Source organism: Nitrosomonas supralitoralis, from assembly GCF_003011925.2.
Classification (GTDB): Bacteria; Pseudomonadota; Gammaproteobacteria; order Burkholderiales; family Nitrosomonadaceae; genus Nitrosomonas; species Nitrosomonas supralitoralis.
The window spans coordinates 25,284-50,992 of sequence record NZ_PXXU01000005.1; the positions used below are offsets into that span (position 1 = coordinate 25,284).

Below are 25,709 nucleotides of genomic sequence, written 5' to 3' on the forward strand. Positions count from 1 at the left end.
GTTCCTTTAATGAAATTCGTATGTGAGGTATGCATACCAGTTGTAAATTGGATTATTCGTTACGTGCCGGAGCCAATACTTCCCGATTACCGTTACTCTGCATTGAGGAAACCAAGCCGGCCCGCTCCATATCTTCAACTAGACGGGCTGCGCGATTATAGCCGATTCGCAGATTTCTTTGCACGAGAGAGATGGAGGCGCGGCGGGTTTTGATCACAATGGCAACTGCTTCGTCATAGAGTGGATCAGCTTCACTTTCGGATGGCTTTTTAAAATCGAGTGAGCTACCGGCATCGCTTTCTTCCTCATCAATTTTAAGAATTTCTTCAATGTAGTTTGGTTCTCCATGTTCTTTAAGGTACTCAACCACCTTATGCACTTCATGATCGGCGACAAAAGCACCATGAACACGTTGCGGATAGCCGCTGCCAGGTGGTAAATACAGCATGTCTCCTTGACCCAGTAAGGCTTCAGCTCCCATTTGATCGAGGATGGTGCGCGAATCAATCTTGCTCGACACTTGAAAAGCAATCCGGGTCGGAATATTTGCTTTAATCAAACCGGTTATCACATCAACGGAGGGGCGCTGGGTTGCCAATAACAGATGAATGCCGGATGCACGCGCTTTCTGTGCAAGTCGGGCAATCAACTGCTCAACTTTTTTTCCCGCGACCATCATTAAATCGGCTAATTCATCAATTACCACGACAATGAGTGGCAATTCTTCCAGATACTCAGGTTCTTCGTCAGGTAGCGCTAATGGATTAACTATGGGTTCATCTCTTTTAACTGCTTCTTGTATTTTTTGGTTGTAACCGCCGAGATTGCGTACACCTAATGCAGACATCAGCTTATAACGACGCTCCATTTCCGCAACACACCAGCGTAGCGCGCTGGCAGCTTCACGCATATCAGTGACAACCGGTGTCAGCAAATGAGGAATTCCTTCATATACTGATAGTTCCAGCATTTTGGGATCGATCAGGATCAAGCGGGTTTGATCAGGAGTGGTTTTATAAATAAGACTTAGAATAACTGCATTGATCGCAACTGATTTTCCTGAGCCGGTGGTCCCTGCTACTAGTGCATGGGGCATTTTAGCTAGATCCGATACTACCGGGCGACCGCTGATATCTTTACCGAGTGCAATGGTCAACTGTGAGGCAGAATCGGCATACACCTGTGAGCTGAGAATCTCCTGGAGTCGAACAATTTGTCGTTTTGGATTGGGAATTTCTAGACCCATGGTAGTTTTCCCCGGGATAGTTTCGACTACCCTGATGCTGGCAACTGATAATGCACGTGCCAGATCTTTAACCAGATTAATGACTTGATTGCCTTTAACGCCAATAGCGGGTTCGATTTCATAGCGGGTGATAACTGGGCCGGGAAAAGCGGCAACGACTTTAACATCAACACCAAATTCCTTGAGCTTCCGTTCGATCAAGCGAGAAGTAAATTCAAGAACTTCCTTGGACAGCACTTCAAAATCTTTTTCCGGTTCATCCAGAAGATGCAGAGGTGGCAACGGTGAATCAGGAAAATCTGAAAATAACGAAGTTTGTTTCTCTTTTATAATGCGCTGAGATTTAACAATATTTGTTGTCGGTGGCTCGATATGCAATATCGGATTGCTTTCCATTCGTTTTTTTTCGTATTCAACCGCTTTTTCACGGACGTGCGAGGCCACGAAGCCCGCAAATTTATCTTGTCTTGTTTCCCATGTATCTCTTAAAAATAATAATAGATTTTCAACACTCTCGCCGATCATCTCTACTAATCGAACCCATGACAATCCAGTAAATTGACTAAAACCGACAGCGATGAGAATTAGCAATGTCATAGTTGCGCCAGTAAATCCTAGTATTTTCGAAAGATAAAAGCTAATTGTGCTGCCCAGCATTCCTCCCGGCATCAAAGGTAGTGAAATATTAATGGAGTAAAATCTGAGTGATTCCAATCCACTGCTGGCTGATAGCAAAAGAAAAAAACCACCAAGTGAAAATAACAGTGAATGTCGATCAAAAATTCCGACGGTATCTATTCGGCGATAGCTCCAAGCTATTGCAGATAAAAAGAAAGCAACCCACCACCATGCTGACGCTCCAAAAAGATACAGTAATAAGTCAGCCAACCATGCGCCGGCGTGTCCACCTGCGTTCTGGGTTTGATTAAAGTCGCCGCTATGCGACCAGCCGGCATCACTTTGGTCATAACTAAAAAATATTAATACCAGATAAAGCGCGGCGCCCATTAATATCAATAACCCTGATTCACGTAATAATCGGGCTACTCTGGGTGAGAAAGATTGGCCGCTTGATTTCTTGGCCATCGGCTTGTTCAATAAACTCATGGGTGTCTCAGCTCAGAAACTTGGAATTTTGTCTGATTAATACACCCGATTATATAAGAGAATTTGAAGTAATTTCTTCAATGCATCAATAAATGCACTTTTTACTGCAGATGAAAAATTGGAATGAGCGCGCAGATGATACAGTTGTTACTTATTTTGGATCAGCAATAGGGAGTCAGCCAGATCTCGAACGCGACAAGATCGCGGCGACAGTGGTTTTTTCCTTATTGAGGATCAAAGGCAAGGTGACGACTTGGTGTCCTCCATTTTGCTTACATATAAAAAGTGCATCTTCTGCGCGCTTATATAGTTTTCTTTTGTCATCCGTTTCTTCCAGCATTGTGATACCGATACTTATCATTATCTTGTTTTCAGTATTCTTATCCACACTGAAAGAAATCTTTTTGCGTATGGCTTCACATATTTTTTTAGCTTCGAACAAGTTTGTTTCAGGAAAAACAATTGCGAATACATTGATATCAATGCGATAAAATAAATCTGTTACTCTGATGTTGGTTTTAATTTCCTGTGAGATTTGTTTAATATAATTATTCCTGTTTTTATAATCGTAACTGTCATTGAATAATTCCAGCAGATCAATATCGATAATTGCTACCGATAAGCTCCGACCATATCGTTTACTGCGCAGTATCTCGGAATCCAATTCAGTTTCAAATGCCTGTCGGTTTTTGTATCCCGTAATTGGATCAGTCAATATCTGATTCATTAACGTCGAGATATCCACATTTGCTCTTTTGATTTTGATCACCATGTAAGCGGAGCAAAGTATTAACAATAGAGTGATTCCCCGATTGAACAATACAATATTTACGGGGACAACTAAGTGCTGTGATAAAAAGTATCCAGCAATGGTTAGAACAAAACCCAGAGTAGCAATTAGATAGGTAAACTGAACTCCACTTACCCATAAACTGGCAAATATTACCAGTGCATAAGGAACACCGGCGGCAACACCTAGAGGAAGGCATAAGTCAATGATGAAAATGGCTATTGTCGCGGCTAGGATCACAAAGCTGTTAGCTAGAACAGAGCTTTCTCTAAGAGAAAGTTTCGCGCTAGTGATTGCTGAGATATTTTGGATTTGCATTTGTTTGAATGATCGCTAATGTAGAAGTTTAGTAGTTATATTAACGGATTATTGAAACCAATCTTTATAGACTAATTATTCGCGCAGTGAAAATTATAACAATACGATTAGTATACACTTTTTTATGGTTGAGATTAAAATCGTGCATGAAAATTCTATCGAAAGAGCAAAATAATGGATTGTTCATCAAAATTAAGATTAGTTGATTCTGATCAAATTCTAATTTATGTCTCGGAATTAGGTCTAGTTTGATACTATTATCGGATGAATAATGGCTTTAAGTTGCGGTTTATCATACAGATGGTCCTAGTTTCTCTAAGTTTTTTCAACATGCTGAAAACTGTATAGAGGCATATCTTAATTTGTTTGAAAAATAATGCGGGTTCCCGCTATGCGGTCATGTAGAAATTGGTGGTCACGATCAAACAGCGCCCAGATGATTCCGCATCCAAAAAGGAAAATACCTGTTATTGCAAGGAAGTAACGAATAATGGCCTGTTTTTTTGATAAGCTGCCGCCATTTGAGGTCACAACACGCATCTTCCAAGTTTGCATGGCTAATGTTTGTCCGCCATGTGTCCAAAACCAAGTAAAATAATATCCCATCACCAATAGTAGATAGAATTGAAATAATGGTCTGAAATAAACAGCTTGCGTATCTCTAAATATAAGATGAAAAATAAAACCCGCGAATAGTAGAACGGCCAATAAAAGCAGAAACTCGTAGATCAGACAAATGATGCGGCGCCAGAAACTGGGTGTAGAGATAGTCATGTTTGAATTAGATCGAAAGTAAGCGCACTATCTATCAACCTGTATGATGGAGAATTATATGAATGATACGTTTTTCTATATGGTTTTGACAAATTATCCAAGTATTAAACTATATCTGGTGATTGATAATTATTATCGTTTGCGTTATTATTAAACACTGGTTAGTTTTATTTATGGTTCGAATAGCTTAGAAAAGAGCAAAAAGATAGATGGTTATACATTTATTTACAATGAATTGTAGTCTCAGCACATTTTTGTGCGTTTTTTTCAAATCAATAATGAGTAGAGAAAGAATTTTCCTGGATATGTTATTCTGTAATGCAATCATTAGCTCGAAAAAATAGTAGATATTTTGAGCAGCAACGAAACCTTATTTCATTGCCGGGATTGTTGTTTGTAATAATTGTGCACGCCGTCTTATTTTATTTTTTATGGAATCAGCGCTTAATTCCAGCCCCTGACCAAATGGTTACTTTATTTGCTGAATTGATTACTCCTTCAATATCAAGCACAGTTCCTAAAGCACTGCCAGAACCAACGCCTGTTAAACTTCAGCCCGCTAGAAAGCCTGTAATCAAACCTAAACAAGATCGACTGGTTGCGAAAGCGCCTGCAATTCCAAAGCAAGAGTATGTTGAATCGATTCCAGAACCATCACCCACACCGGCTGTTCCTGAGCCTCCTCGGGAACCTGGATCCCTGGCTAATGCTGCACCAGCACAAATGCCAACTGGGCCTGTGACGCTGGCTGCGGAATTATCAGTTTCTTGTCCAAAATTATCTCCACCTGCGTATCCTGCGATCTCGCGACGCATGGGTGAAGAAGGTAAATTGGTGTTGCGCGTAGAATTAGATGAGAGTGGGCGTATTGATGAAGCAAAAGTGATCAATAGCAGTGGCTATGAACGTCTGGATACTGCCGCATTGGCTGCAGTGAAAAGCTGGCACTGTAATCCCTCGTTGCGTGATGGCCAGCCAGTTCGGGCAGTAGCTTTACAACCCTTTAACTTTGTACTGCAAGGAAATTAATTAATGGAACAAGGACTTGGCTTTTCCCATTTCCTCAATCAGATTGATGGGGTAGGGATCAGTGTATTGGCATTACTGTTGTCACTATCGGTCGCGAGCTGGTATTTGATTATCACAAAAAGTATCACAAATCTTATTGCTAAACGACGCGCTGAGGTTTTTCTAAAACATTTCTGGAGTTTTGATTCACTTCAAACGGCACATATCGAATTAAAAAACACTTTGCCAAATAACGCATTTTCAGAGTTGGCTAAGCTGGGTATTGATGCGGCGGTTGATTCCAAGATACACAGCTCGCATAAATTAGCTGCTGCAGGAGGAACGAGTGAGTTTCTGACACGCACTTTGCGCAACGGTATTGATCAGGAAGCTACTCGAGTTGAGAATGGCCTGACATTAATCGCATCAGCAGGTTCGGCAGCACCTTATATTGGTTTATTTGGAACGGTATGGGGTATCTATCATGCGCTGATACAAATTGGACTTTCTGGGCAGGGCACATTAGATAAAGTTGCGGGGCCTGTGGGTGAAGCGTTAATCATGACAGCATTAGGGCTGGCGGTAGCTATCCCGGCAGTGCTTGCTTATAACGCTTTTGTACGTCGTAATCGTATATGGTTGGCTCAGTTAGAGGCCTTTGCTCATGATCTGTTCATACTCATTACAGTTGGTGATAACAATGATGCAGCTGTTACTTCCCAGCATTCACAGAATGAGATAGATTCGAATGCGATTGATGTTGTTATGGAGAGGGGTCAATAATGGCGTTTGGAAGTATGCAGGATAGCGGTCGACAAGCTCCGATGTCAGAAATCAATGTAGTGCCGCTGGTGGACGTGATGCTGGTTTTGTTAATCATTTTTATTATTACAGCACCGCTCCTAACGCACTCAGTCAGGATAGATTTACCAAAAGCTGAGAATGTTCCAAATATTACCCAAACTGAACATGTGGAATTGGCTATTCGCGCAGATGGTAGTCTGTTTTGGAACGGAGAGCCCGCGGAACTGAATCAATTAGCGCCGCGCTTTGCAGCAAAAGTAGGTCAGGAACCTAAAACCGAATTACATTTACGTGCAGATAAATTGGCACATTACGAGCAAGTTGCAAGGGTAATGAGTATTGCCGCCAAGGCAGGTATGACCCGCATCGGTTTTATTACAGATCCTTCGTCACAATAAGGGTAATATTTGTCGGGGTTTTGCGATGAATTGTTAGCTCCGCGCTAATCTGCTCGATTTAGCAATCGAACCTTATGTAGCTCTAAAGCAGGTGCATTTTTATAGTCAATATCTTTTGATATGACGATTCCAGTATCCCTCATATATATCAGAAAGTTGCTTAAGCTGTGGTGTTTTAGGCTAATCCGAACTGTTCAAGAGCGATTTTATGGAAGGGCATATTTAATCCATTGGTGCACAATTCGTTTAGCAGAACACCCAAAGGAATACTGATATTACTGAGAATAAAAAAATCTGATTAGTATCAGTTTTAATTCTAAGTTTCGGGTTTAAGTATGTATGAAATTAAAATATTATCTACTGAGGAGTGAAAAAATTGGAGAAATCAACACGCGAGAAATGTCGTAATTGACCGAGGGCTTGGAGAACTAATTCCATTAACTTAATTATGTTTAGACTTTTTTTAAACGGCTATGATAGCATTATCAAGCATGTATCGATTGGGATTGCATACCCGGGAGACTGTCGATAATTTACAGGTTGTTTTTTCTCTGCGGTGAATTACCGACAATAGTACTTATTTTTCTTTCAACCCTGCCACAAGCTGTTATTCTGATTGTTGAAGTATAGTGATAACGCAGACAGAAGTCAGTCCAATTATTGCTTCCATTGCCTGGATAGAATTCAAATTAACCTCGATAGGAAATTCTTTGCCGCTTTTATGTAAACCATGCAGATCTAGTCCGTATCCAACGGCACATTTACTGTGGTATTCCAGAGAATTACCTTTTAATTCCTGATGGTGTGTGCGTTGTGAAGCCGACATTAATACTTCTATATGTTGTCCTGAAATTTCCTGCGTGAATAGTTAAACAATTCTTCAGTAGTGGATTAACCCTCATAATTTTCCATCTATGATCTGTCATAATCATACCGTTGGACTAAACACCTAATTATAGTTTTATATTTTTTAGTTGATCTGGGAATTCTCGAATTAGACCGGGGATTTTTCCCGGCACAACTGGCTTGCTGAACAAGTAACCTTGCAATTCATGGCAACCTTGATTGACGAGAAAAACAGTTTGATCAAATGTTTCAATGCCTTCAGCTGTTACTTCCAGATTAAGCTTCTGAGCCAACACCAGAATAGTCGTTGCAATGGCGCAATCATTCTTGTCCTGTGGAATTCCTTTGACAAAGCTTTGGTCGATTTTTAATCGATGTATAGGGAGATTTTTCAAGGAACTCAGGCAAGAATAGCCTGTACCAAAATCGTCTATGGTAATAAGAATTCCCAGTTGTTTCAATTGCTCCAGACAGGAAATGTAAATTAATTCATTTTGCAGACAGGATTCTGTGATTTCCAGCTCAAGCAAATGCGCTGGAAGTGAATACTGATGCAGTAAACTTGCAATAAATTTTTGCAAGTTTTTGTCCGCGAGTTGGCGTATTGAGACATTGACGGCCATGCGCAAATTAACCAAACCCTCCATCCGCCATTGATGAAGTTGTCTGCATGCTTCCGTAAGGATCCAATTGCCAATCTCAATAATTAACTTATTAGTTTCAGCAACAGGAATAATTTCTGCAGGGGTCAATAACCCTTTCTTAGGGTGATTCCAACGGATCAGGGCCTCAACCCCGGTTATTTCTCTATTTAGCAATGAAAATTGTGGTTGAAAATGAAGCAAAAATTCATTATTAATTAAAGCGCGATGTAGTTCTCTTTCTCGTGTGAGATGATGGGCAGCTTTCTGTGTCAAACGAGGATGGTAGAAGGCGTAACAGTTGCGGCCGTTATTTTTTGCTTCGCACATGGCCGTATCCGCCATTTGCACTAAATGATCAGGATGAACGGAGTGATTTGGGTACAGACTGATACCAATGCTGCACGACGGAATTATTTCCATATTGCTGATGATGACTGGCTTCGAAATGCAATTCAGTATCTTCTCAGCAATTCTGCCCACGGCATCAGAGGATTCAACATTTATAACAACAGCAATAAACTCATCACCGCCCAATCTTCCTAATGAATCGCTTTGACGCAATACAGATAATATTCGATGCGAAAGAAGGCATAGCATGGAATCACCTTGATTATGCCCAAAAGTATCATTGATCCGCTTAAAATTATCCAGGTCAATAAATAACACTCCCAACATCGATAAATCTCGTGCTGCTATTGCTATGGCGTGATTAAGACGGTCCATAATCAGTATACGATTAGGTAAACTCGTGAGACTATCGTTAAATGCTAAATGTGATAATTGTTCCTGTGTTTCACGGATTTTTGTGACATCCGATATCATCACAACAAATCGCCTTTCCATACTTGTCTCGTTGGGGATGAGTCCGATCGTAAGCCAAATATAGACTATTTCTTTGTTTTTTTTAAATGCTTGGATTTCACCACGCCAATGGCCACGCTTTTCAATGCTTTGCCATAAGTCTTTGTAGATGGTTTCACCCAGTGACTGATTAGTAAGAAAAGGCAATTCTTTATTTTTAAGATGGCGCTCTTGGTACTTGGTAATGGAATAAAAGGCGTCATTGGCGCAGTGAACCAATTTATCGCTATTGAGGATGATGATACCTTCCGTGGAATATTTAAAAATGGTGGCTACCTGTGCCATACAGTATTTTGCAAGACGATTTTCGGTAGTTTCTTGCAGTATGCCGACAACTTGATGCCTGACAGCATTGCCATTTCCCAATGATTTGCCGTGCAACTTATACCAAAGTTTTTTTCCAGTTTCTGGTTTTACACAAAATTCTATTTCAGCGGCAGAATCTTTTTTTTCACATAAACTATTTATAAAATTACTCACTTCTCGTTTGTAGCAATCATCGATAGTAAGAAAAAAACTTTCCCAGTCGGATATGGATTCACGACTTCCTTTGGAATTTTTATCTATAAATATCTTACGTGAATCTTTTGTCACCCCCCAAGTGCCCATTTGTGCCGCTTCCAATGCAAGACGTAAATGGTGTTCTTTCTTTTTTAACAAAAAATCGCTTTCATGGCGTTCTGTACTAACTTGGATAATAATATCTAATTCCCGGTCGGAAAATGGTTTTATTAAATATCCATAAGGCTTGGTTGCCTTTACGCGAGCTAAGGTTTGTTGTTCCGAATAAGCAGTGAGATAAATGACTGGAATGCTATATGTTTTTTGTAAAATACTGGCCACTTCAATTCTATCCATAATTCCCTGGATATGAATAGCCATCAAGACAATATTGGGCAAATCCTGATTTACTAACGCTAACGCTTTTTGACCACTAGCAGCCATTCCGGTTACTTGATATCCTAACTTGGTCAGGCGTCTTTTTAAATCAAGAGCAACTATTTCTTCGTCTTCGATGATGAGTATTTTGGTGCAATTACTCATTATTGTGAATCACAGGTATAAAATAATCGATATTGATACTCATCCGACATAGTTCGAGATGAAGGCAAACAATATCCTTCTGTCAGAAGCAAGGATGTTGATAATCATAGATATTTAAATTTCTAGTGCTCTTAGAGGCTAATGGATAATTTTGCGTTAAAACTAAGTTAACATAAAAACCGAATAGATTAGTATCAGTAATATCCTACGAAACTTGGTTAATAACTGCCTAACAACTGATCTCGCTCTCATGTCAGATATTGTTTCTTGAGATCGAGTTCTTAATGGTTTGAGAGAGGTGGGTAGTGCATGTTAAATCCTGTTGATTTAAACACATTGTTGTTCCCGGCAATGGTCAGTGATGCATGCTGTCCATGCATACAGTGTTTAAATTATTTCTTGATTAATCTACCTCGGATGTAAAATGCTTTGTAGATAAGAAGGAAATATGCTATTTATTGTTTATTTCGAGATAAAAATAATAGTATTAAGATATGTGTATATTAAAATAAGGCTTAGGAGTTGAGTCAGATCGGGGTGGGATTGTTTTGTAAATTATAAGATTTCCTCATTTTGATTAACATTTGGAAAGGAGGGTAGGTTGATTCAGGAACGAACTAGTACTGATGGAATGCATCTTTTTGCAGTGTTTTTGTTGTTACTAATTTTGTCAAACTCAGTATTGGCCAATCCTCGCTATTCTTCCATCGTAATTGATGCCGACACGGGTGTAGTATTGCATGAAGCCAGCGCCGACGCCAGTCGTTATCCGGCTTCTCTGACAAAAATGATGACACTGTATATGCTGTTTGAAGCAATGGAGCAACGCAAGATGACAGTGGAGTCTCGAATGCCTGTATCAGCGCATGCAGCAGCAATGCCACAAACCAATATTGGACTCCGCACAGGGGACAATATTAGCGTTCGTGATGCGATTCCTGCACTGATAGTGCGTTCAGCTAATGATGTGGCGGCAGTAGTCTCAGAGTCACTAGGCAAAAGTGAAACTAATTTTGGCCGCATGATGACCGATAAGGCACGTAAGTTGGGTATGCGTTCAACTACGTTCCGCAATGCTTCCGGTTTGCCTCATAGTGAGCAGAAAACTACAGCGCGCGATATGGTCATCCTATCAACACGGCTGATGAAGGACTTTCCTAAGTATTATCATTATTTTTCTACACAATCATTCAGCTATAAAGGTGTCACATATAACAGTCACAATCGTATGGTGCGCAATACCTCAGGTGTGGATGGCTTGAAAACTGGCTTTATACGTGCTTCTGGATTTAATGTGGCAACTTCTGCCAAGCGGGGCAATCGTCGTGTAGTTGCAGTGGTGATGGGAGGGAATACCGCGGCCGCGCGCGATCAGCATATGGCACAGTTGATCGATCGCAGTTTTAATCAAGGAAATCAAGTAGCCCAAGTGGCAAGCAATCACAAAAATGCTCGTGTTGTTGCGGTTGCAAACGCGACAGCCGCAAAAATAAATGCGCCGACTCCTGCGTTGAAGCCATATCCAGAGCAACAAAAGAGGCCGGATTCTACCGTTAAACAGTATGTTATTCCGTCTGTAACCAATACGCAGACTGCGCAACTGCAAAAAGTTTCATTGCAGACGAATAATGATTGGGCAGTGCAGATCGGCTCATATTATGAATCCGATCGAGCGCATGCGCATGCTCAGGCGGTTGCTCGTTGGATTCCGGGCGAAGTAGCGATAACCGAAGTGAAAATCAGTAATCGCAAGCTATATCGGGCAAGATTGGTGGGGTTGCAAGAAAATCAAGCACGTAGTGCTTGCCAAAGTTTAGCGCGACAAGGAATTGAATGTTTAGTGGTGCGATCCTGATGTGGATAAGCTAATAATTCTTTATCAAATCGTTCGATAAACTCCCTAATTCCATGATTGCTATCAGGAAGTCACCCTAGGCAAGGCTATTTGAGAGGGTTGCTAAGAATAACCGTATTGGGCGATTTATCTCACTTCTACTTAATTACTCCATCTTCTAATTCAACCACTCGATCAGCATTTCCGCGGCTTGGTTGCTTCAACTTCAGCTTTTCTCTTGGCGTACTCCGAGAGTATTGCTAAATTATCACCTGCTTTGACTGACTCGGTTTCTTGAAAAAAACGTTTCACACGAACGCCTTCAGGTCCTGCATTATGAGAATTTTTATCACCCGGGAACGCGGCTATATTCGGCACAACGCACCAATTCCTTGCTGCATATCCAATTGACAGAATATCTCGGCAGATACGCTGGAGCACATAACTGCAATTAGCTCCGTGCTGAAAAGTAAAAACTAGTTTTAAAACCTATGAGACATTTCTCAAATAACAAATGCGCGACTTGCACCATTCCCTGTTATACCGTAGCACTGAATGCCATTTGATTAGATGGCAATGATTTTCATTGGTTTTGCCGTGCTGCGATGTGACTGGCTGTCGCTTATTTTTATGCGATAGCGATGCCGTTGCTATCACAGTGGGTAGTTTTTATTTTTGATACTTGACACGACCTCAAGTGTTTAGTTGTATGACGTTGAGAGGATAGGGGATTCAGTGCCTCAGAAATATTAAATCCCAAACGCCATGTCCAAGTTTTAGTCCTCTTTGTTCGAACTTAGTCAGTGGCCGGCATTCCGGACGTTGCGCATAATTGGTTACGGTATTGATAAGCTGTGAATCCTGGTTAAAAACGTGCAGAATTTGTGCGGCATAATCTTCCCAATCGGTGGCTGCATGAATATAGCCACCCGGCTTTAAACGCTTACATAAACGGGTGACCAAAGCAGGCTGAATCAATCTGCGTTTGTGGTGTTTGGCTTTAGGCCAAGGGTCGGGGAAAAAAATGTGAATGCCATCTAAGCATGCGGTGGGCAGCATGTGTTCTAATACTTCTACGGCATCATGTTGAATGATGCGTAAATTGTTCAGTTCCAACAGTTCGATTTGATTCAGCAGGCTACCCACTCCAGGCGTATGTACTTCAATTCCGAGATAATCGTTTTCAGGATGCGCCTTTGCAATCGTTGCAGTACTTTCACCCATACCAAATCCGATTTCCAGGATTTTAGGTGCTTGACGACTAAAAACATGGTTCAGATCCAATAAACTCTTGTTAAATGGAATACCATACCGAGGCAGCAATGTTTCGCAAGCGCGACGTTGCGCATTGGATAGACGCCCTTGACGAAGAACAAAGCTGCGAATGGTTTGTTGCATGAATTGATGAATTAGCGACAGAGAATTCGACAGTTAACTGGATTTGTTGTTTGTCGGATGTTTTATCGTTGTTTCAGCACGTGCAATGACGCCTTCTGTGGGTGAACTTGGACTGGCGCTGTATAGTTTTTTTGCCATGCGTCCAGCCAGATAGGCTTCTCGTCCGGCTTCGACGGCTTTACGCATCGCCGATGCCATCAGCACCGGATTTTGCGCTGCGGCAATGGCGGTGTTCATCAGTACGCCATCGCAACCCAGTTCCATCGCAATGGTCGCATCGGAAGCTGTGCCGACACCCGCATCAACCAGCACGGGGATTTTGGCATTATCGATGATGATCTGCAGATTCCACGGATTCAAAATGCCCATACCGGAGCCAATTAATGAAGCCAGCGGCATCACGGCGACGCAACCCATGTCCTCCAATTGTTTGGCAATGATTGGATCATCCGAGGTATATACCATTACCTGAAAATCTTCCTTGATCAGAATTTCAGCGGCTTTAAGGGTCTCCACCATGTTCGGGTAAAGTGTTTTCGGATCACCCAGCACTTCCAGTTTGACCAAGCTGTGACCATCCAGTAATTCTCGTGCCAGGCGCAGTGTGCGCACCGCGTCTTCAACGGTATAACAGCCCGCCGTGTTGGGTAGCAAGGTGTATTGTGAGGGCGGCAAAACTTCCAGTAGATTGGGTTCGTTAGCATTTTGCCCAATATTCGTGCGCCGGATCGCAACCGTGATAATTTCAGCGCCACTGGCTTCGACGGCTGCGCGTGTTTCGATAAAATCCTTGTATTTACCTGTACCGACCAGTAAGCGGGAGGTGTATGTTTTTCCGGCAATAACTAAGTTATCCATGAAGTTCTTTTTAGTATCTGAGTATGTTTGCTGAATAGCGGAATTTAACCGCCACCGACCGCGACCACTACTTCCAGTTGATCTCCATGCGATAGCGTTTGTTCCGAGAACTGGCTGCGCGGAATAATTTCGCCATTGCGTTCGATGGCGATGCGTTTGCCGTGCAATTCGAGATGGTCGATAAGCTGGGTAACGTTTATCGGCGATTCAAATTGCTGCGGTTGCCCATTAATAGTGAGTTGTATCATAGATGATAAAGCTGGGATTGATATTTCAGGTTAGCCGGATGAACAATCAAAAATTAGGGTTAATATTATCATGTAGGGGATGGAGAATTGGAATAATTTATTAGAAGTTAGAATCAATCTGCACTGATCTTTGGAACATATTATAATTCTTATAATATGTTGGCTTCTCTAAATAATGGGTACTGTCGCATTTGTTTGAACGATTTGTCTGCTGATTTTAGGTTATAAGAAATAATAACAATAGGATAGTGAATGTTGATCAAGAATATGCGACAGCCTTTTAGAATTACAGGACAAATAATGTCTTCAATTTAGAGATCTATGTGAGCATTAAAATTTTTTACTCTTGGCAAAGTGATATCGACTCAAAATACAATCGTAATTTTCAAATTGATTGCATCAAGGCCGCTATAAAAAAGCTAAATCGGGAACTAGAACTAAGAGAGCCAATTAGATCGGACCATGATACAAAAGACGTCCCGGGTTCACCGGATATTACCTCAACTATCTTGCAAAAAATTGAAAGCAGCGATGTATTTTTAGGTGATATCACGTTCATAACTTTTTCAGAAAAACGCTTCATATCTAATCCTAACGTACTTATAGAACTAGGGTATGCTTTACATTGTTTGGGAGATGTGCGGGTCATAAATATTATGAATACTGCGTTTGGTGAACCTGATGGCAATATTCCTTTTGATCTAGCCCATAAACGCTGGCCAATAACATATCTTCTCAATGAAGATAACTATAGTGATAAAGCAATAGTTAAAAAGGAGTTAACAAGTAAAATTTCTGCTGCTCTAAGCCCTTATATTAACAAGCCAAAAATATCGGGGCCAAAGTTTGATAATAATGGGGAAAAAATACGACATCAGGAAAAGATACGATCTGAAATTGGTTCATATATTCAGAGAATTAATGCTGGTAAATTAAGGCGAAAAGTGATAATCCGCGATATCGACCGTGCACACTCATATCCGGAAATTATTGATGGGGATGGAATATCTCCTTGGTTTAAAGTTGAATTAGCACAAACCTATCATCGTGGAGTGCAGGTTTTTCTACAAGCTGGCACACTTGTAACTCGCGATGGTGGCAACTTACGATTTAGGAACCTAAAGGCTGTAGAAAAAGGTGATTTACAAGTATTTCTAGTTGGCGAGATACCGTTTTCAAATATAGAAGTTATAAACTGGGAGGGAGATGAATATGATTATTTTCCTCATTTTTACTGTCACTTCTTTGGCAAGAGTAATGAGCCATACGAAAGGATAATTTTTTGTACGGAAGTGGACATGGGTAATGGACACAAGTACTATTCTGAAGTTGATACATTTGAGAATGTACAAAAAAACAGTGGTGATGTGCAGCAATTTGCCTAACAATCGGTTGGTTGCAGCCGAACAAAGTGTCCTCTACGCGCGTACTTCGCAGCTGCCGGGGTCAGCGCAGACGGGGTTAGGTCGCGAATTAAGAAAATAAACGGGATCGCGATCCGATATAGTCAGCTCTTTTTTAATTGAGTGCAAATATACTGATCACTTTTATCTTGAAGCGAAACCGGGCAGAGCTTCTTTATTCATGTGCTCTGTTCTGTAAACACAAATCCCAATAAGGCAACCCTTCAAATCGCTTGACCAGAAAATCGACGAATGCGCGAACACGCTGGGAAAGGTGGCGGGTTTGCGGGTAAATGGCATAGGCGGCGAGGGGTGAGGATTTGTACTGAGTCAATAGCGGTACCAATGCACCGCGTTCGATTTCTTTGTATACGATAAATGTCGGCAGCAGTATGATGCCCAGTCCTTCGACCGCGGCATCGCGAAGAAATTCGCCATTACTGGCTTTTAGATAGGCTGTTATTTTAGTTTTGATCAGTTGATCTTCGGCATCGTACAAATTCCAGTTTTCATAATTACTAATCAAGCTGTAGACCAAACATTGATGATTGATGAGTTCTTTTGGCGATTGCGGTGTGCCCATGCGTTTTAGATAAAACGGGCTTGCGCACATAATAGCTTGAATAGGCGTGAGACGACGTGCAATCAGACTGGAATCTGGCAAACTGGCGATACGAATAGCCAGATCGAAGCCTTCGGTCAGTATATCTACTTGCCGATCATTAAAATCCAGATCGAACGTGATTTCTGGATGGATTTGCAAAAACTCATTAATGGCGGGGCCCAGGTGCATCAAGCCAAAACTCAGTGGCAGAGCTACTTTCAGGTTACCTTTTAAGGCACCATGAAATTGCGAAGTAGCATGTTCGGCTTCGAGGATGTCGGCAAGTATACGTACAGATTGTTGATAAAAAGCGCGCCCGCTATCGGTTAAATTCATTTGCCTTGTCGTGCGATGAAATAATTCAACACCGAGATGTTCTTCGAGTTCTTTTAAACGTCGGCTAACCACTGACTTTGCTACATCCATGCGATCCGCAGCAGCACTAATGCTGCCGGCTTCAACCACGCGCACAAACGCATTCATATTTTCAAATCGATCCATTTTTAATTAATTGTTGCTTATACAAGAACAGTTATTTCTAATAATGACTATTTATTCTTAATGTAGCAACGATGATAATACTCTTTGAATTAACGCATAACAATTTTTACCGAAAAGGAGAATACGATGGATGCAATAAAGAATTCTTCACGAATAATTCCGGCAGTAGCAGTGCCGGAAGGTGCTGGTGTTACCGTATACCGTACCGTTGGTACTCCAGTATTACGTGATTATGATCCATTTTTGCTGTTGGATCATATCAGTAGTAATAATCCAGATGATTATATAGCCGGGTTTCCGTCTCATCCACATCGAGGATTCACTACATTCACGTATATCATTGATGGCCATATGGAACATCAGGACAATATGGGCAATAGCGGCGACTTGGGTCCCGGTTCTGCGCAGTGGATGAAAGCTGCCAGCGGCGTTATCCATTCCGAAATGCCCAAACAGGAGAACGGGTTGTTACGTGGGTTTCAGTTATGGATTAACTTGCCCGCAACCAACAAAATGGATCATCCTGAATATCAGGAGTATTCTGCAGAAGCATTTCCGGTGGTGAAAAAGGCGGATTATACGCTGAAAGTTTTGATCGGTCGCTTTGCCAATTCGAGTGCGCCGATCATGGATAACATCACGAATGTGACTTATTTCGACGTGCAAGTACAGCCCGGAAAGCATTTTCAACATCCTATGCCGATCGGAAATAATAGCTTGCTTTATGTTTTTGAAGGAGAGGGGCAGCTCAACGAACAAACCGTGCCGTTGCATTCCCTCGTTATCTTGGATTCAGAAGACAATTCGTTCGATTTTATTGCAGGAAAAAAGGGAGTGCGATTTATTGTCATCAGCGGCAAACCGATTCATGAATCGATTGTTCGATATGGGCCGTTTGTGATGAACACTCGAGAACAAATTGATCAGGCAATGCAAGATTTTCAGTCCAATAATTTTGTGCGCGATCGTGCCTGGATCAAACACGATTAATAAAAATCATTAATCAATTTTTAAGGAGATACAAATGGAAAAAATTAATCAACTGATTGCACGAGTCTTTCTCGGGCAGATCTTTTTAATTTCCGGGTTTTTCAAGATCAGCGGATATGAGAGCACACAAGGATATATGGAAGCGATGGGTGTGCCGGGTATGGTATTGCCGCTGGTGATAGCGTTAGAAATGATTGGTGGATTAGCCATTATGGCAGGATGGCAAACCAGGCTGGCGTCGATGGCATTAGCAATATTTACTCTAGTGGCTGCAGTGATTTTTCATAGCAATTTTTCCGATCAAATCCAGATGATCATGTTTATGAAGAACATTGCGATTACTGGCGGATTCCTGCTCTTGGCAGTTTATGGTGCAGGCGCGTATAGCCTTGATAGTTACCGCAACAAATTATAATGTGCGTTAATATTAATGGAAAGTCTATAGATATGCTGAAGAAGTAAGGCGTTTACTCCAGAGAAAGTAAGTCGTTATAAAACAAACAATCCGCCGTGATATTGCTACACGGTGGTTTGTTTATAAAATTGAAGAAATGCATCATTATTGTTATGCAAGACTTGACGCTCTTGATTTCTCGCATGTACTAGTTCATTTGTAATCTAAATTATGCATTGACAGGGCATCAATCATTTATCAATTTCAGAGTCAGTGCTTTTACTACGAATCAACTTCCAGTACAAGTTTTCCAGCTGGATGGTCTTGTTCTAGAAAGCGCTGTGCAGCAACAGCATCCGCCAATGTAAAAGTACGTGCAATTTCTACTTGTAGTTTATGAGCATCAAACAATGTCGCACATTGTCGCAGTATTTCACCTTGATGACGTTTAGCGTCTTCCAGTTCGAGCAAAACCGGCGTCAGCATTAATTCAAGGCTGAAGCGGACATTGCGTATGCGAGCCTCGCTCCAGTCAGTATCCGGAGTGGACTGCAGAATGGTTACGACGTCACCATAGGGTTTGACGCAGCGAAAACTGTTTTGTAATACATCCGGGCCCACGGTATCAAACACAATATCCACCCCGTTATTGTCTGTCCAGTGCAATACTTCTGCGACTACGTCCTGTGTTTGATAATTGATGATCAGATCTGCGCCTAATCGCTTTACAAAATTTGCTTTGTCTTCATTACTTACTGTGGTTATCACGTTAGCCCCGGCCAGTTTGGCTAATTGAATGGCGGCATGACCAACGCCGCCTGCTCCGGCATGGATCAATACGGTTTGATCTTGAGTGATACGTGCCCGGTCATGCAGTGCTTCCCACGCGGTAATAAAAATCAGTGGTGAGGCGGCAGCTTGCTCGAAAGATAATGAATGCGGTTTTAAAGCAAGCAAACTGTCGTCGACCTGCACGTATTCAGCATAAGTTCCTTGGCGATTGTTAAAACCTGGTTGTGAAAAATATACTTCGTCGCCTGGCTTGAATTTATTTACACGCGAACCGACGGCTTCTACAATCCCGGCTCCATCGCATCCCGGGATCACTGGAAAAGTGACTGGAAATCGTTCCGGAGTCGTGCGAATTTTACAGTCGATTGGGTTGATGCCGATTGCTTTGATACGGACTAAGACCTGATCCTCAGTGCAATGATCCGAAAATGCGATATTGCCAAAATTCAAAATATCCGCTGGCCCGCCTGTATCAAAATAAATTGCTTTCATCGATTGCTCCGACCGCATAGTCGATTACCCTAGGACTATAGTTTGTTGAAAAGTAATGATTCAAATAAATTTGGCTGCATGAGGTTGCGTAGTCGGTTTGAAGGAATTTGAATTTTGCGAATAAGTTACTCCAAACGCTAGTTTCTTTCTTGACGACGCATACCAGCATTAAGTATTCGTAATTATTCCGTATAGTTTGTCTTTATGTAATAAACGTTTCTTTTTCAATTCTTCAAGATACTCATCAGTGGTGTTTTCGATACCTTCTTCAATCCTGAGAATTTCGCGATTGATATCATGATATTCCTCAAATAAACGGGAGAAATGACTATCATGCGTTTTTAACTCATGAATGCGATCATAGTGTTCAGGAAACTCATGATGTAAATCATGTTTTTCTATCATGGCTGACTCCTTTCTTGTTAGTTTCGTTGATGAAAAAAACAGGTTTTAGACTAACAGAAATTAATGGCATTTAGTAAATCGTCATGACCATTAGCAAGTATATCAGTCTGTTTTCCATCATCACTCAGATTCTTTCAGATGGAATTCAGAGTTTACTGATATGCCGTAAGGCTTTGCAAGCTAACTTTTGATAAAATTCCAGAAGAACCCAAAAGGGATTTACAAGAAATTTTTCAGCGAAATTGCGCAAAATAGCACTCCAGATTCAAACAATTTCGGTCTTATGATGAAAGTACTCGTGGAATTTTAATAACTAGACTGTAGATTGAAAGTGCTAGATCTAATTACAGTGTCGCTAAACCAAACATGGTAGCAGTTAAGCCGATTCTTTTTGAGTAAGCGGATTCAACTTCGATGCGCTATAATTTTGCGTTTATGCTACCGAAAGGTTCAAACAATGTTGCAAGGGGTTAATCTTGCTTGTGTTCGCGGTGATCGCGAACTTTTCAAAGATGTCAATTTTTCTCTCGAAGCAGGCAGTTTGCTGCAAGTTCGTGGCCCGAATGGCAGTGGTAAGACCAGTTTATTACGCATGTTATGTGGCTTATCAAATCCCGCTGCTGGTGAGATTCTCTGGCGTGATACTTCTATACGCTCGTTAAATGGAGACTATTATGCCGCAGTGACCTATATTGGTCATTTGAGTGGTACTAAAGATGATTTGACGGTTATCGAAAATTTGCGTATTTCAAGTGCTTTGGCAGGCTCTGAGATTAGTATTAAACAAGCAAGTGAGGCACTAAAGCATATGGGACTTAGAGGAAGGGAGGCATTGCCTGTCAAAGTCTTATCACAAGGACAGCGTCGGCGGGTTGCTTTAGCGCGGTTGCTGGTATGTAATACGTCATTATGGATCCTCGATGAGCCATTGGTTGCTCTAGACGTCATGGCGGTCAAATTAATCCAAGAAATCTTGGAGCAACATTTGCAGCGAGGCGGCCTGATTGTAATGACAACCCACCAGGAAATTATGGTGACTGCAACATCTATAACGCAACTGCATTTGGCCTAATATGTTCATGTGGATTATTAAACGCGATTTACTATTGGCAATGCGGCGTCAATCGGATGTGTTGACTACCCTGTTTTTTTTCATCATTGTAGTGAGCCTGTTTCCGCTAAGTGTTGGACCTGAAATGAATATGCTGCGTACTATGGCGCCCGGCGTAGTTTGGGTCGCAGCCTTGCTGGCTTCGATGTTATCTTTGGGGAGAATGTTCTCGAATGATTATCTTGATGGCACTTTAGAACAGATGCTGTTATCACCTCAATCATTATCACTATTGGTGCTTGGTAAGTCATTTGCGCATTGGCTGGTAACCGGGGTGCCCCTTGTTCTGATGGCCCCCGTGCTGGGCATTCAATACGATTTGCCGACAGATGCATTACTGGTTTTAACTTCAGCTTTATTATTGGGAACACCGGTTTTAAGTCTGATCGGAGCAATTGGCGCAGCATTGACTTTGGGATTGCGAGGAGGTGGAGTGCTTGTTTCGCTATTGGTTTTACCGCTTTATATTCCCGTGCTGATTTTTGGTGCCGGCGCAGTTGAGGCTAACATGGCGGGAGTTGAGTTTGATGCGCATTTATCTTTGATTGGCGCATTTTTATTAGTATCGATTGTATTTGCGCCTTGGGCCGCTGCAGCATCCTTGCGAGTTTCTTTAGAGTAGCATAGATATTTTTTAAGTTCGCTTCAATACCTTGAAATCAATCGAGGGTAATTTATTGCACGTTTTAAATAATTTTCGTTTTTTTGGTATAAAATTACTGGCTGGGCAAATTGAGATAGTTAAGGAGCAAGATATTAACATGAAGAATTATAATATTAAATATGGCGATTAATTGGTTTAAGTATTCTTCTCCTGCCAGTTTTTATTCATTGGCAGGGAAGATGATTCCGATATTTGTTTTTATTTCGGTGATATTGCTGGTAGCAGGGCTCTATGTTGGTTTTTTTGTGGCGCCAACCGATTTTCAACAGGGTGAAGCTTATCGGATTATTTTCATACATGTGCCTGCAGCGTGGATGTCAATGTTTCTATATGTTGTGATGGCATTTTGGGCAGGCATTGGATTGGCTTTTAATACAAGGCTGTCATCTATGCTTGCAACTGCAATTGCACCCACAGGTGCCATGTTTACTTTTATTGCGCTATGGACCGGTGCGCTATGGGGTAAGCCTATGTGGGGAACGTGGTGGGTATGGGATGCGCGATTGACTTCTGAATTAATTTTGTTTTTTCTTTATATTGGTTTTATGTCCTTGCAGGCAGCAATTGACGATCCGCGACGCGCTGATAAAGCGGGTGCGATCATTGCCTTGGTCGGCGTAATCAATATTCCAATTATTTATTTCTCAGTGCAGTGGTGGAATACTTTGCATCAAGGAGCGTCGGTAAGCATTAATCAAGCTCCTGCGATGGCGACAACTATGTTGACCGGTATGCTAATTATGGTATTTGCTAGCTGGATGTACTCTATTGCAGTGATATTAAAGCGTACGCGCGTTATAATTCTTGAGCGAGAAAGTCACGCATCCTGGGTAGCAGAACTGCAAAAGAAAGGAGCTATATAGTGATTTGGTCAAGTTGGTCCGAATTTTTCTCAATGGGCGGATATGGGCTCTATGTATGGGGGTCATATATTGTGACTTTCATATGTATAGCAGGTGAAATTCTGTTAATTTCTAATCGCCAACGAACTTTAGAAAGACAATATAGTCACATCCAGGACTTAGATAATAATGAGACAAAAAATGAAACCACGCCATAAGAAGCTTGTAATGATAGTCTCTGGAGTGACTGCATTAGGAGTTGCTGCAATTCTAGTATTGAATGCTTTTCAGAGTAATCTGGTTTTTTTCTTCAGCCCAACTCAGGTTATTGCTAAAGAAGCACCAATTGGTAAAAGTTTCCGCATTGGTGGATTGGTTGCGGAAGGTAGTGTTAAGCGAGATGATGGATCGACTACGGTGCATTTTGCTGTGACCGATACTGCAGAAACGATACCTGTTGTTTACACAGGGATTTTACCAGACCTGTTTCGAGAAGGTAAAGGTGTGGTAGCGCAGGGAAAAATATCCAGTGAAGGCATTTTTGTGGCTGATGAAGTTCTTGCCAAACACGATGAAAACTATATGCCGCCTGAAGCTGCAGATGCCTTAGAAAAAGCAGCTAAAGCACAGAAAGCATCTTTGACGCAATAAAGTTTTCCCTGAGAAGCTCATGCTCCTTGGGGAAGTTCAATTTTTAATCCTGAATAATTTTTAATTTTTAAATAAAATCATGATTCCAGAAATTGGTAATTTTTCTTTAATACTTGCTCTCCTCTTAGCCACTTTACAAGGAACGTTGCCTATTATTGGTGCGGCACGTGGTATTCCTTCTTGGATAGCATTGGCGAGGCCAGTAGTTCAGGGGCAATTTGTATTTATACTGATTGCATTTTTTTGTTTGGCATATTCTTTTGTCAGTAGTGATTTTTCTGTTCTAAATGTAGCCAATAACTCGAACACGGAGTTGCCATTTCATTTTCGCTTGGCAGCAACGTGGGGATCGCATGAAGGCTCTTTATTGCTATGGGTTTTGATGCTTGCTAGTTGGTCCGTTGCGGTCAGTGTTTTTAGCAAGCAGTTACCAGACGATGTTGTGGCAAGAGTCATTGGAGTTTTGGGGCTGGTCAGTATTGGTTTTTTGACGTTTATGTTATTTACATCAAACCCATTTGATCGACTATTACCTGCTGCAATGGAAGGAAGTGATTTGAATCCTCTGTTACAGGATTTTGGTATGGTAGTGCATCCGCCTATGCTTTATATGGGGTATGTGGGATTTTCTGTTGCTTTTGCTTTTGCTATTGCAGCATTATTGAGCGGAAAGCTGGATGCGACTTGGGCGCGCTGGTCGCGACCATGGACGATTATTGCGTGGGTATTTTTAACGATTGGGATTATGCTCGGTAGTTGGTGGGCATATTATGAATTAGGTTGGGGTGGTTGGTGGTTTTGGGATCCGGTAGAGAACGCATCGTTCATGCCGTGGCTCGTTGGTACGGCTTTGGTTCATTCGCTGGCAGTTACCGAAAAACGCGGCAGCTTCAAAAGTTGGACAGTTTTATTGGCAATTACCACATTTGGGCTGAGTTTACTGGGAACATTTTTAGTGCGTTCTGGAGTTTTAACTTCTGTACATGCATTTGCGACCGATCCTGCACGTGGGGTATTTATACTTGGTTTCCTTGTGATCGTCATTAGTTGCGCATTGTTGTTATTTGCATGGCGAGCACCCAAGGTGGGTTTGGGAGGTAAATTTGATTTGCTTTCGCGCGAATCGATGCTATTGGCCAATAATATATTGCTCCTAGTGGCAGCGGCAAGCGTGATGCTGGGAACACTGTACCCATTGATTATTGATGCTCTTGGCTTGGGTAAACTGTCAGTAGGTCCTCCGTTTTTTGAAGCAGTTTTTGTTCCTATTATGACACCGGCGATTTTCTTGATTGGTATCGGACCGATTTCTCGTTGGAAACAAATGAGTTTGCCAGCATTGGCAGTTCGTTTGCGCTGGGCGTTTGCTATTAGTATGATTTCTGCCTTAATTACACCGTTCTTTATGGGTGAATGGAAACCAATGGTGAGTTTTGGCTTATTGTTATCATTCTGGATAATTGTTTGTGCATTTGTTAATTTAAAACATCGCCTAAATAATTCGGGAGAAGGCAATTTATTTATTAGATTATCTAAACAATCAAGAAGTTATTACGGAATGCATTGCGCACACATCGGGGTGGCGGTATTTATTATCGGTGTAACCTTGGTAAACAGCTATGAAACTGAAAAAGATGTGCGCATGGAAATTGGCAGTAAGGTAACGGTTGGTGATTATGTGTTTCAGTTTAATGGCACCAGTGATGTGGTTGGTCCTAACTATAAAGCAATTAAAGGCGATCTTTCTGTATTCAAGGATGGCCAGTTTATACGTAATTTATATCCAGAAAAACGTACCTATAATGCTTCGGGTATGGCTATGACTGAGGCAGCCATTGACACAGGTTTATTTCGTGATCTTTATGTTGCGCTGGGAGAGCCATTATCGAATGGGGCTTGGGTAGTTCGCGCTTATCATAAACCTTTTGTCGATTGGATTTGGTTTGGATGTTTATTGATGGCAATGGGCGGTATTACATCAATTACTGATCGACGGTATCGTCTGAAGGTTACCAAAAAGAAATTGGACAATGCAAGCGATATTGAATCAGAAAAGCAATCAGCAGAGGTTCCCGCAACGACTGTATCTGCGACAACTAAAGTTGAATTGGCGACGGAGACAAACAAGGTATGACACGTTATTTAATGCCTTTAGCATTTTTTATAATATTGGCAGTTTTTTTGCTGATTGGATTGACGTTAAATCCGCGGCAAGTGCCTTCACCTTTGATTGATAAGCCGGCACCAAAATTTCAACTTAACCAGTTGCATGTGCCCGAAGAAATTATGTCTTCAGATGATAATCTCGGCAAGGTATGGATGCTCAATGTATGGGCATCTTGGTGTGTTGCTTGTCGGGATGAGCATCCTTTGCTGGTGCAATTGGCAAATTCTGGAATTGTTCCTATTTACGGACTCAATTACAAAGATGATCGAAATACAGCATTACAATGGTTAAAGCGGTATGGCGATCCATATGCTATAAGCATAGTGGATACTGATGGTAAAGTTGGTATTGATTATGGAGTTTATGGTGTTCCGGAAACATATGTAATCGATAAAAAAGGAATTATCAGACACAAACAAATTGGGCCAGTGACAGTAGATTCGTTAGAAAAGAAAATTCTTCCGCTCATCAAAGAATTACAGAGTCAAGCATAAAAGATTTTAAATTCAATGTAA

At 41.5% G+C, this 25,709-nt stretch carries 26 protein-coding genes; 14 read left to right on the forward strand and 12 right to left on the reverse strand.

Going from position 1 to position 25,709, the window contains the following annotated elements; translation table 11 throughout:
• Positions 1-52 precede the first annotated feature (52 nt).
• The 3 genes from C7H79_RS02430 to C7H79_RS02440 form a co-directional block, all read right to left on the reverse strand.
• A complete protein-coding gene (locus tag C7H79_RS02430; RefSeq protein ID WP_106705709.1) occupies positions 53-2,353 on the reverse strand; it encodes a DNA translocase FtsK in 2,301 nt (766 codons plus the stop codon).
• Positions 2,354-2,528: 175 nt separating this feature from the next.
• The gene (locus C7H79_RS02435; RefSeq protein ID WP_106705710.1) at positions 2,529-3,461 is read right to left on the reverse strand and encodes a GGDEF domain-containing protein; all 933 of its coding nucleotides are present in this window, start codon (positions 3,459-3,461) and stop codon (positions 2,529-2,531) included.
• 357 nt (positions 3,462-3,818) lie between these two features.
• Positions 3,819-4,235 (reverse strand): RDD family protein, encoded by a 417-nt coding sequence (locus tag C7H79_RS02440; RefSeq protein ID WP_106705711.1) that lies wholly within the window; start codon positions 4,233-4,235, stop codon positions 3,819-3,821.
• Between the two features lie 318 nt (positions 4,236-4,553).
• On the opposite strand from C7H79_RS02440, the gene C7H79_RS02445 reads away from it, so the two are divergent.
• The 3 genes from C7H79_RS02445 to C7H79_RS02455 are packed head-to-tail and all read left to right on the forward strand — an operon-like array spanning position 4,554 to position 6,445.
• Positions 4,554-5,264, forward strand: a complete 711-nt coding sequence (locus tag C7H79_RS02445) for an energy transducer TonB (protein WP_106705712.1) — start codon at positions 4,554-4,556, stop codon at positions 5,262-5,264.
• A gap of 3 nt (positions 5,265-5,267) precedes the next feature.
• Positions 5,268-6,026, forward strand: a complete 759-nt coding sequence (locus C7H79_RS02450) for a MotA/TolQ/ExbB proton channel family protein (protein ID WP_106705713.1) — start codon at positions 5,268-5,270, stop codon at positions 6,024-6,026.
• Positions 6,026-6,445, forward strand: a complete 420-nt coding sequence (locus tag C7H79_RS02455; protein ID WP_106705714.1) for an ExbD/TolR family protein — start codon at positions 6,026-6,028, stop codon at positions 6,443-6,445. Before C7H79_RS02450 ends, C7H79_RS02455 begins: the two co-directional genes overlap by 1 nt.
• A gap of 607 nt (positions 6,446-7,052) precedes the next feature.
• Here the strand turns inward: C7H79_RS02455 and C7H79_RS02460 are convergent.
• Together C7H79_RS02460 and C7H79_RS02465 are read right to left on the reverse strand one after the other, a co-directional pair.
• On the reverse strand, positions 7,053-7,271 hold the full coding sequence (locus tag C7H79_RS02460) for a hypothetical protein (protein WP_106705715.1): 219 nt from the start codon (positions 7,269-7,271) through the stop codon (positions 7,053-7,055).
• Positions 7,272-7,398: 127 nt separating this feature from the next.
• Positions 7,399-9,840, reverse strand: coding sequence for an EAL domain-containing protein (locus tag C7H79_RS02465; RefSeq protein WP_106705716.1), 2,442 nt, complete (start codon positions 9,838-9,840; stop codon positions 7,399-7,401).
• Positions 9,841-10,441: 601 nt separating this feature from the next.
• On the opposite strand from C7H79_RS02465, the gene C7H79_RS02470 reads away from it, so the two are divergent.
• Positions 10,442-11,695: a D-alanyl-D-alanine carboxypeptidase family protein gene (locus C7H79_RS02470; protein ID WP_242447103.1), complete on the forward strand. Its 1,254-nt coding sequence runs from the start codon at positions 10,442-10,444 to the stop codon at positions 11,693-11,695.
• 174 nt (positions 11,696-11,869) lie between these two features.
• Here the strand turns inward: C7H79_RS02470 and C7H79_RS02475 are convergent, their stop codons facing one another.
• From C7H79_RS02475 to thiS, 4 genes are all read right to left on the reverse strand, one after another.
• Complete coding sequence (locus C7H79_RS02475; protein WP_106705717.1) at positions 11,870-12,052, reverse strand: hypothetical protein; 183 nt, start codon at positions 12,050-12,052, stop codon at positions 11,870-11,872.
• Positions 12,053-12,406: 354 nt separating this feature from the next.
• Positions 12,407-13,072, reverse strand: a complete 666-nt coding sequence (gene trmB, locus C7H79_RS02480; protein WP_106705718.1) for a tRNA (guanosine(46)-N7)-methyltransferase TrmB — start codon at positions 13,070-13,072, stop codon at positions 12,407-12,409.
• A 33-nt stretch (positions 13,073-13,105) separates the two neighbouring features.
• The gene (locus C7H79_RS02485; RefSeq protein ID WP_106705719.1) at positions 13,106-13,930 is read right to left on the reverse strand and encodes a thiazole synthase; all 825 of its coding nucleotides are present in this window, start codon (positions 13,928-13,930) and stop codon (positions 13,106-13,108) included.
• Positions 13,931-13,974: 44 nt separating this feature from the next.
• A complete protein-coding gene (gene thiS / locus C7H79_RS02490) occupies positions 13,975-14,178 on the reverse strand; it encodes a sulfur carrier protein ThiS (protein WP_106705720.1) in 204 nt (67 codons plus the stop codon).
• A gap of 323 nt (positions 14,179-14,501) precedes the next feature.
• Between thiS and C7H79_RS02495 the strand changes: the two genes are divergently transcribed.
• Positions 14,502-15,563: a hypothetical protein gene (locus C7H79_RS02495; RefSeq protein ID WP_197714581.1), complete on the forward strand. Its 1,062-nt coding sequence runs from the start codon at positions 14,502-14,504 to the stop codon at positions 15,561-15,563.
• Positions 15,564-15,756: 193 nt separating this feature from the next.
• Here the strand turns inward: C7H79_RS02495 and C7H79_RS02500 are convergent, their stop codons facing one another.
• Positions 15,757-16,686: a LysR family transcriptional regulator gene (locus C7H79_RS02500; RefSeq protein WP_106705721.1), complete on the reverse strand. Its 930-nt coding sequence runs from the start codon at positions 16,684-16,686 to the stop codon at positions 15,757-15,759.
• 126 nt (positions 16,687-16,812) lie between these two features.
• On the opposite strand from C7H79_RS02500, the gene C7H79_RS02505 reads away from it, so the two are divergent.
• Positions 16,813-17,676 carry a pirin family protein gene (locus tag C7H79_RS02505; RefSeq protein ID WP_106705722.1) on the forward strand — a complete coding sequence of 288 codons (864 nt, stop codon included), beginning with the start codon at positions 16,813-16,815 and terminating at the stop codon, positions 17,674-17,676.
• Between the two features lie 34 nt (positions 17,677-17,710).
• Positions 17,711-18,091, forward strand: coding sequence for a DoxX family protein (locus C7H79_RS02510; RefSeq protein ID WP_106705723.1), 381 nt, complete (start codon positions 17,711-17,713; stop codon positions 18,089-18,091).
• A 261-nt stretch (positions 18,092-18,352) separates the two neighbouring features.
• Here C7H79_RS02510 and C7H79_RS02515 read toward each other — a convergent pair whose 3' ends face one another.
• Together C7H79_RS02515 and C7H79_RS02520 are read right to left on the reverse strand one after the other, a co-directional pair.
• On the reverse strand, positions 18,353-19,354 hold the full coding sequence (locus C7H79_RS02515; protein WP_106705724.1) for a zinc-binding dehydrogenase: 1,002 nt from the start codon (positions 19,352-19,354) through the stop codon (positions 18,353-18,355).
• A 168-nt stretch (positions 19,355-19,522) separates the two neighbouring features.
• Positions 19,523-19,759: an HP1242/YdcH family protein gene (locus C7H79_RS02520; protein ID WP_106705725.1), complete on the reverse strand. Its 237-nt coding sequence runs from the start codon at positions 19,757-19,759 to the stop codon at positions 19,523-19,525.
• Between the two features lie 457 nt (positions 19,760-20,216).
• Between C7H79_RS02520 and ccmA the strand changes: the two genes are divergently transcribed.
• The 7 genes from ccmA (at position 20,217) to C7H79_RS02555 (ending at position 25,688) form a co-directional block, all read left to right on the forward strand.
• Positions 20,217-20,831, forward strand: a complete 615-nt coding sequence (gene ccmA, locus C7H79_RS02525) for a cytochrome c biogenesis heme-transporting ATPase CcmA (RefSeq protein WP_106705726.1) — start codon at positions 20,217-20,219, stop codon at positions 20,829-20,831.
• Between the two features lies 1 nt (position 20,832).
• On the forward strand, positions 20,833-21,492 hold the full coding sequence (ccmB, locus tag C7H79_RS02530; protein ID WP_106705727.1) for a heme exporter protein CcmB: 660 nt from the start codon (positions 20,833-20,835) through the stop codon (positions 21,490-21,492).
• Positions 21,493-21,653: 161 nt separating this feature from the next.
• Entirely contained in the window at positions 21,654-22,397 is a 744-nt protein-coding gene (locus tag C7H79_RS02535; RefSeq protein WP_106705728.1) for a heme ABC transporter permease, read from the forward strand.
• A gap of 32 nt (positions 22,398-22,429) precedes the next feature.
• Positions 22,430-22,594 (forward strand): heme exporter protein CcmD, encoded by a 165-nt coding sequence (gene ccmD / locus C7H79_RS02540; protein ID WP_242447109.1) that lies wholly within the window; start codon positions 22,430-22,432, stop codon positions 22,592-22,594.
• Complete coding sequence (gene ccmE / locus C7H79_RS02545) at positions 22,578-23,027, forward strand: cytochrome c maturation protein CcmE (RefSeq protein WP_106705730.1); 450 nt, start codon at positions 22,578-22,580, stop codon at positions 23,025-23,027. Before ccmD ends, ccmE begins: the two co-directional genes overlap by 17 nt.
• Before the next feature lie 79 nt (positions 23,028-23,106).
• Complete coding sequence (locus C7H79_RS02550; RefSeq protein ID WP_106705731.1) at positions 23,107-25,161, forward strand: heme lyase CcmF/NrfE family subunit; 2,055 nt, start codon at positions 23,107-23,109, stop codon at positions 25,159-25,161.
• Positions 25,158-25,688, forward strand: a complete 531-nt coding sequence (locus C7H79_RS02555) for a DsbE family thiol:disulfide interchange protein (RefSeq protein WP_106705732.1) — start codon at positions 25,158-25,160, stop codon at positions 25,686-25,688. The genes C7H79_RS02550 and C7H79_RS02555 overlap by 4 nt, the downstream gene beginning before the upstream one ends.
• Positions 25,689-25,709 lie beyond the last annotated feature (21 nt).

Excerpts from the sequence above, each read along its gene's own strand:
- C7H79_RS02430 (WP_106705709.1), bottom strand. The coding sequence starts at position 2,353 with ATGAGTTTATTGAACAAGCCGATGGCCAAGAAATCAAGCGGCCAATCT.
- C7H79_RS02435 (WP_106705710.1), bottom strand. The coding sequence starts at position 3,461 with ATGCAAATCCAAAATATCTCAGCAATCACTAGCGCGAAACTTTCTCTT.
- C7H79_RS02440 (WP_106705711.1), bottom strand. The coding sequence starts at position 4,235 with ATGACTATCTCTACACCCAGTTTCTGGCGCCGCATCATTTGTCTGATC.
- C7H79_RS02445 (WP_106705712.1), top strand. The coding sequence starts at position 4,554 with ATGCAATCATTAGCTCGAAAAAATAGTAGATATTTTGAGCAGCAACGA.
- C7H79_RS02450 (WP_106705713.1), top strand. The coding sequence starts at position 5,268 with ATGGAACAAGGACTTGGCTTTTCCCATTTCCTCAATCAGATTGATGGG.
- C7H79_RS02455 (WP_106705714.1), top strand. The coding sequence starts at position 6,026 with ATGGCGTTTGGAAGTATGCAGGATAGCGGTCGACAAGCTCCGATGTCA.
- C7H79_RS02460 (WP_106705715.1), bottom strand. The coding sequence starts at position 7,271 with ATGTCGGCTTCACAACGCACACACCATCAGGAATTAAAAGGTAATTCT.
- C7H79_RS02465 (WP_106705716.1), bottom strand. The coding sequence starts at position 9,840 with ATGAGTAATTGCACCAAAATACTCATCATCGAAGACGAAGAAATAGTT.
- trmB (WP_106705718.1), bottom strand. The coding sequence starts at position 13,072 with ATGCAACAAACCATTCGCAGCTTTGTTCTTCGTCAAGGGCGTCTATCC.
- C7H79_RS02485 (WP_106705719.1), bottom strand. The coding sequence starts at position 13,930 with ATGGATAACTTAGTTATTGCCGGAAAAACATACACCTCCCGCTTACTG.
- thiS (WP_106705720.1), bottom strand. The coding sequence starts at position 14,178 with ATGATACAACTCACTATTAATGGGCAACCGCAGCAATTTGAATCGCCG.
- C7H79_RS02500 (WP_106705721.1), bottom strand. The coding sequence starts at position 16,686 with ATGGATCGATTTGAAAATATGAATGCGTTTGTGCGCGTGGTTGAAGCC.
- C7H79_RS02505 (WP_106705722.1), top strand. The coding sequence starts at position 16,813 with ATGGATGCAATAAAGAATTCTTCACGAATAATTCCGGCAGTAGCAGTG.
- C7H79_RS02510 (WP_106705723.1), top strand. The coding sequence starts at position 17,711 with ATGGAAAAAATTAATCAACTGATTGCACGAGTCTTTCTCGGGCAGATC.
- C7H79_RS02515 (WP_106705724.1), bottom strand. The coding sequence starts at position 19,354 with ATGAAAGCAATTTATTTTGATACAGGCGGGCCAGCGGATATTTTGAAT.
- C7H79_RS02520 (WP_106705725.1), bottom strand. The coding sequence starts at position 19,759 with ATGATAGAAAAACATGATTTACATCATGAGTTTCCTGAACACTATGAT.
- ccmA (WP_106705726.1), top strand. The coding sequence starts at position 20,217 with ATGTTGCAAGGGGTTAATCTTGCTTGTGTTCGCGGTGATCGCGAACTT.
- ccmB (WP_106705727.1), top strand. The coding sequence starts at position 20,833 with ATGTTCATGTGGATTATTAAACGCGATTTACTATTGGCAATGCGGCGT.
- C7H79_RS02535 (WP_106705728.1), top strand. The coding sequence starts at position 21,654 with ATGGCGATTAATTGGTTTAAGTATTCTTCTCCTGCCAGTTTTTATTCA.
- ccmD (WP_242447109.1), top strand. The coding sequence starts at position 22,430 with ATGGGCGGATATGGGCTCTATGTATGGGGGTCATATATTGTGACTTTC.
- ccmE (WP_106705730.1), top strand. The coding sequence starts at position 22,578 with ATGAAACCACGCCATAAGAAGCTTGTAATGATAGTCTCTGGAGTGACT.
- C7H79_RS02550 (WP_106705731.1), top strand. The coding sequence starts at position 23,107 with ATGATTCCAGAAATTGGTAATTTTTCTTTAATACTTGCTCTCCTCTTA.
- C7H79_RS02555 (WP_106705732.1), top strand. The coding sequence starts at position 25,158 with ATGACACGTTATTTAATGCCTTTAGCATTTTTTATAATATTGGCAGTT.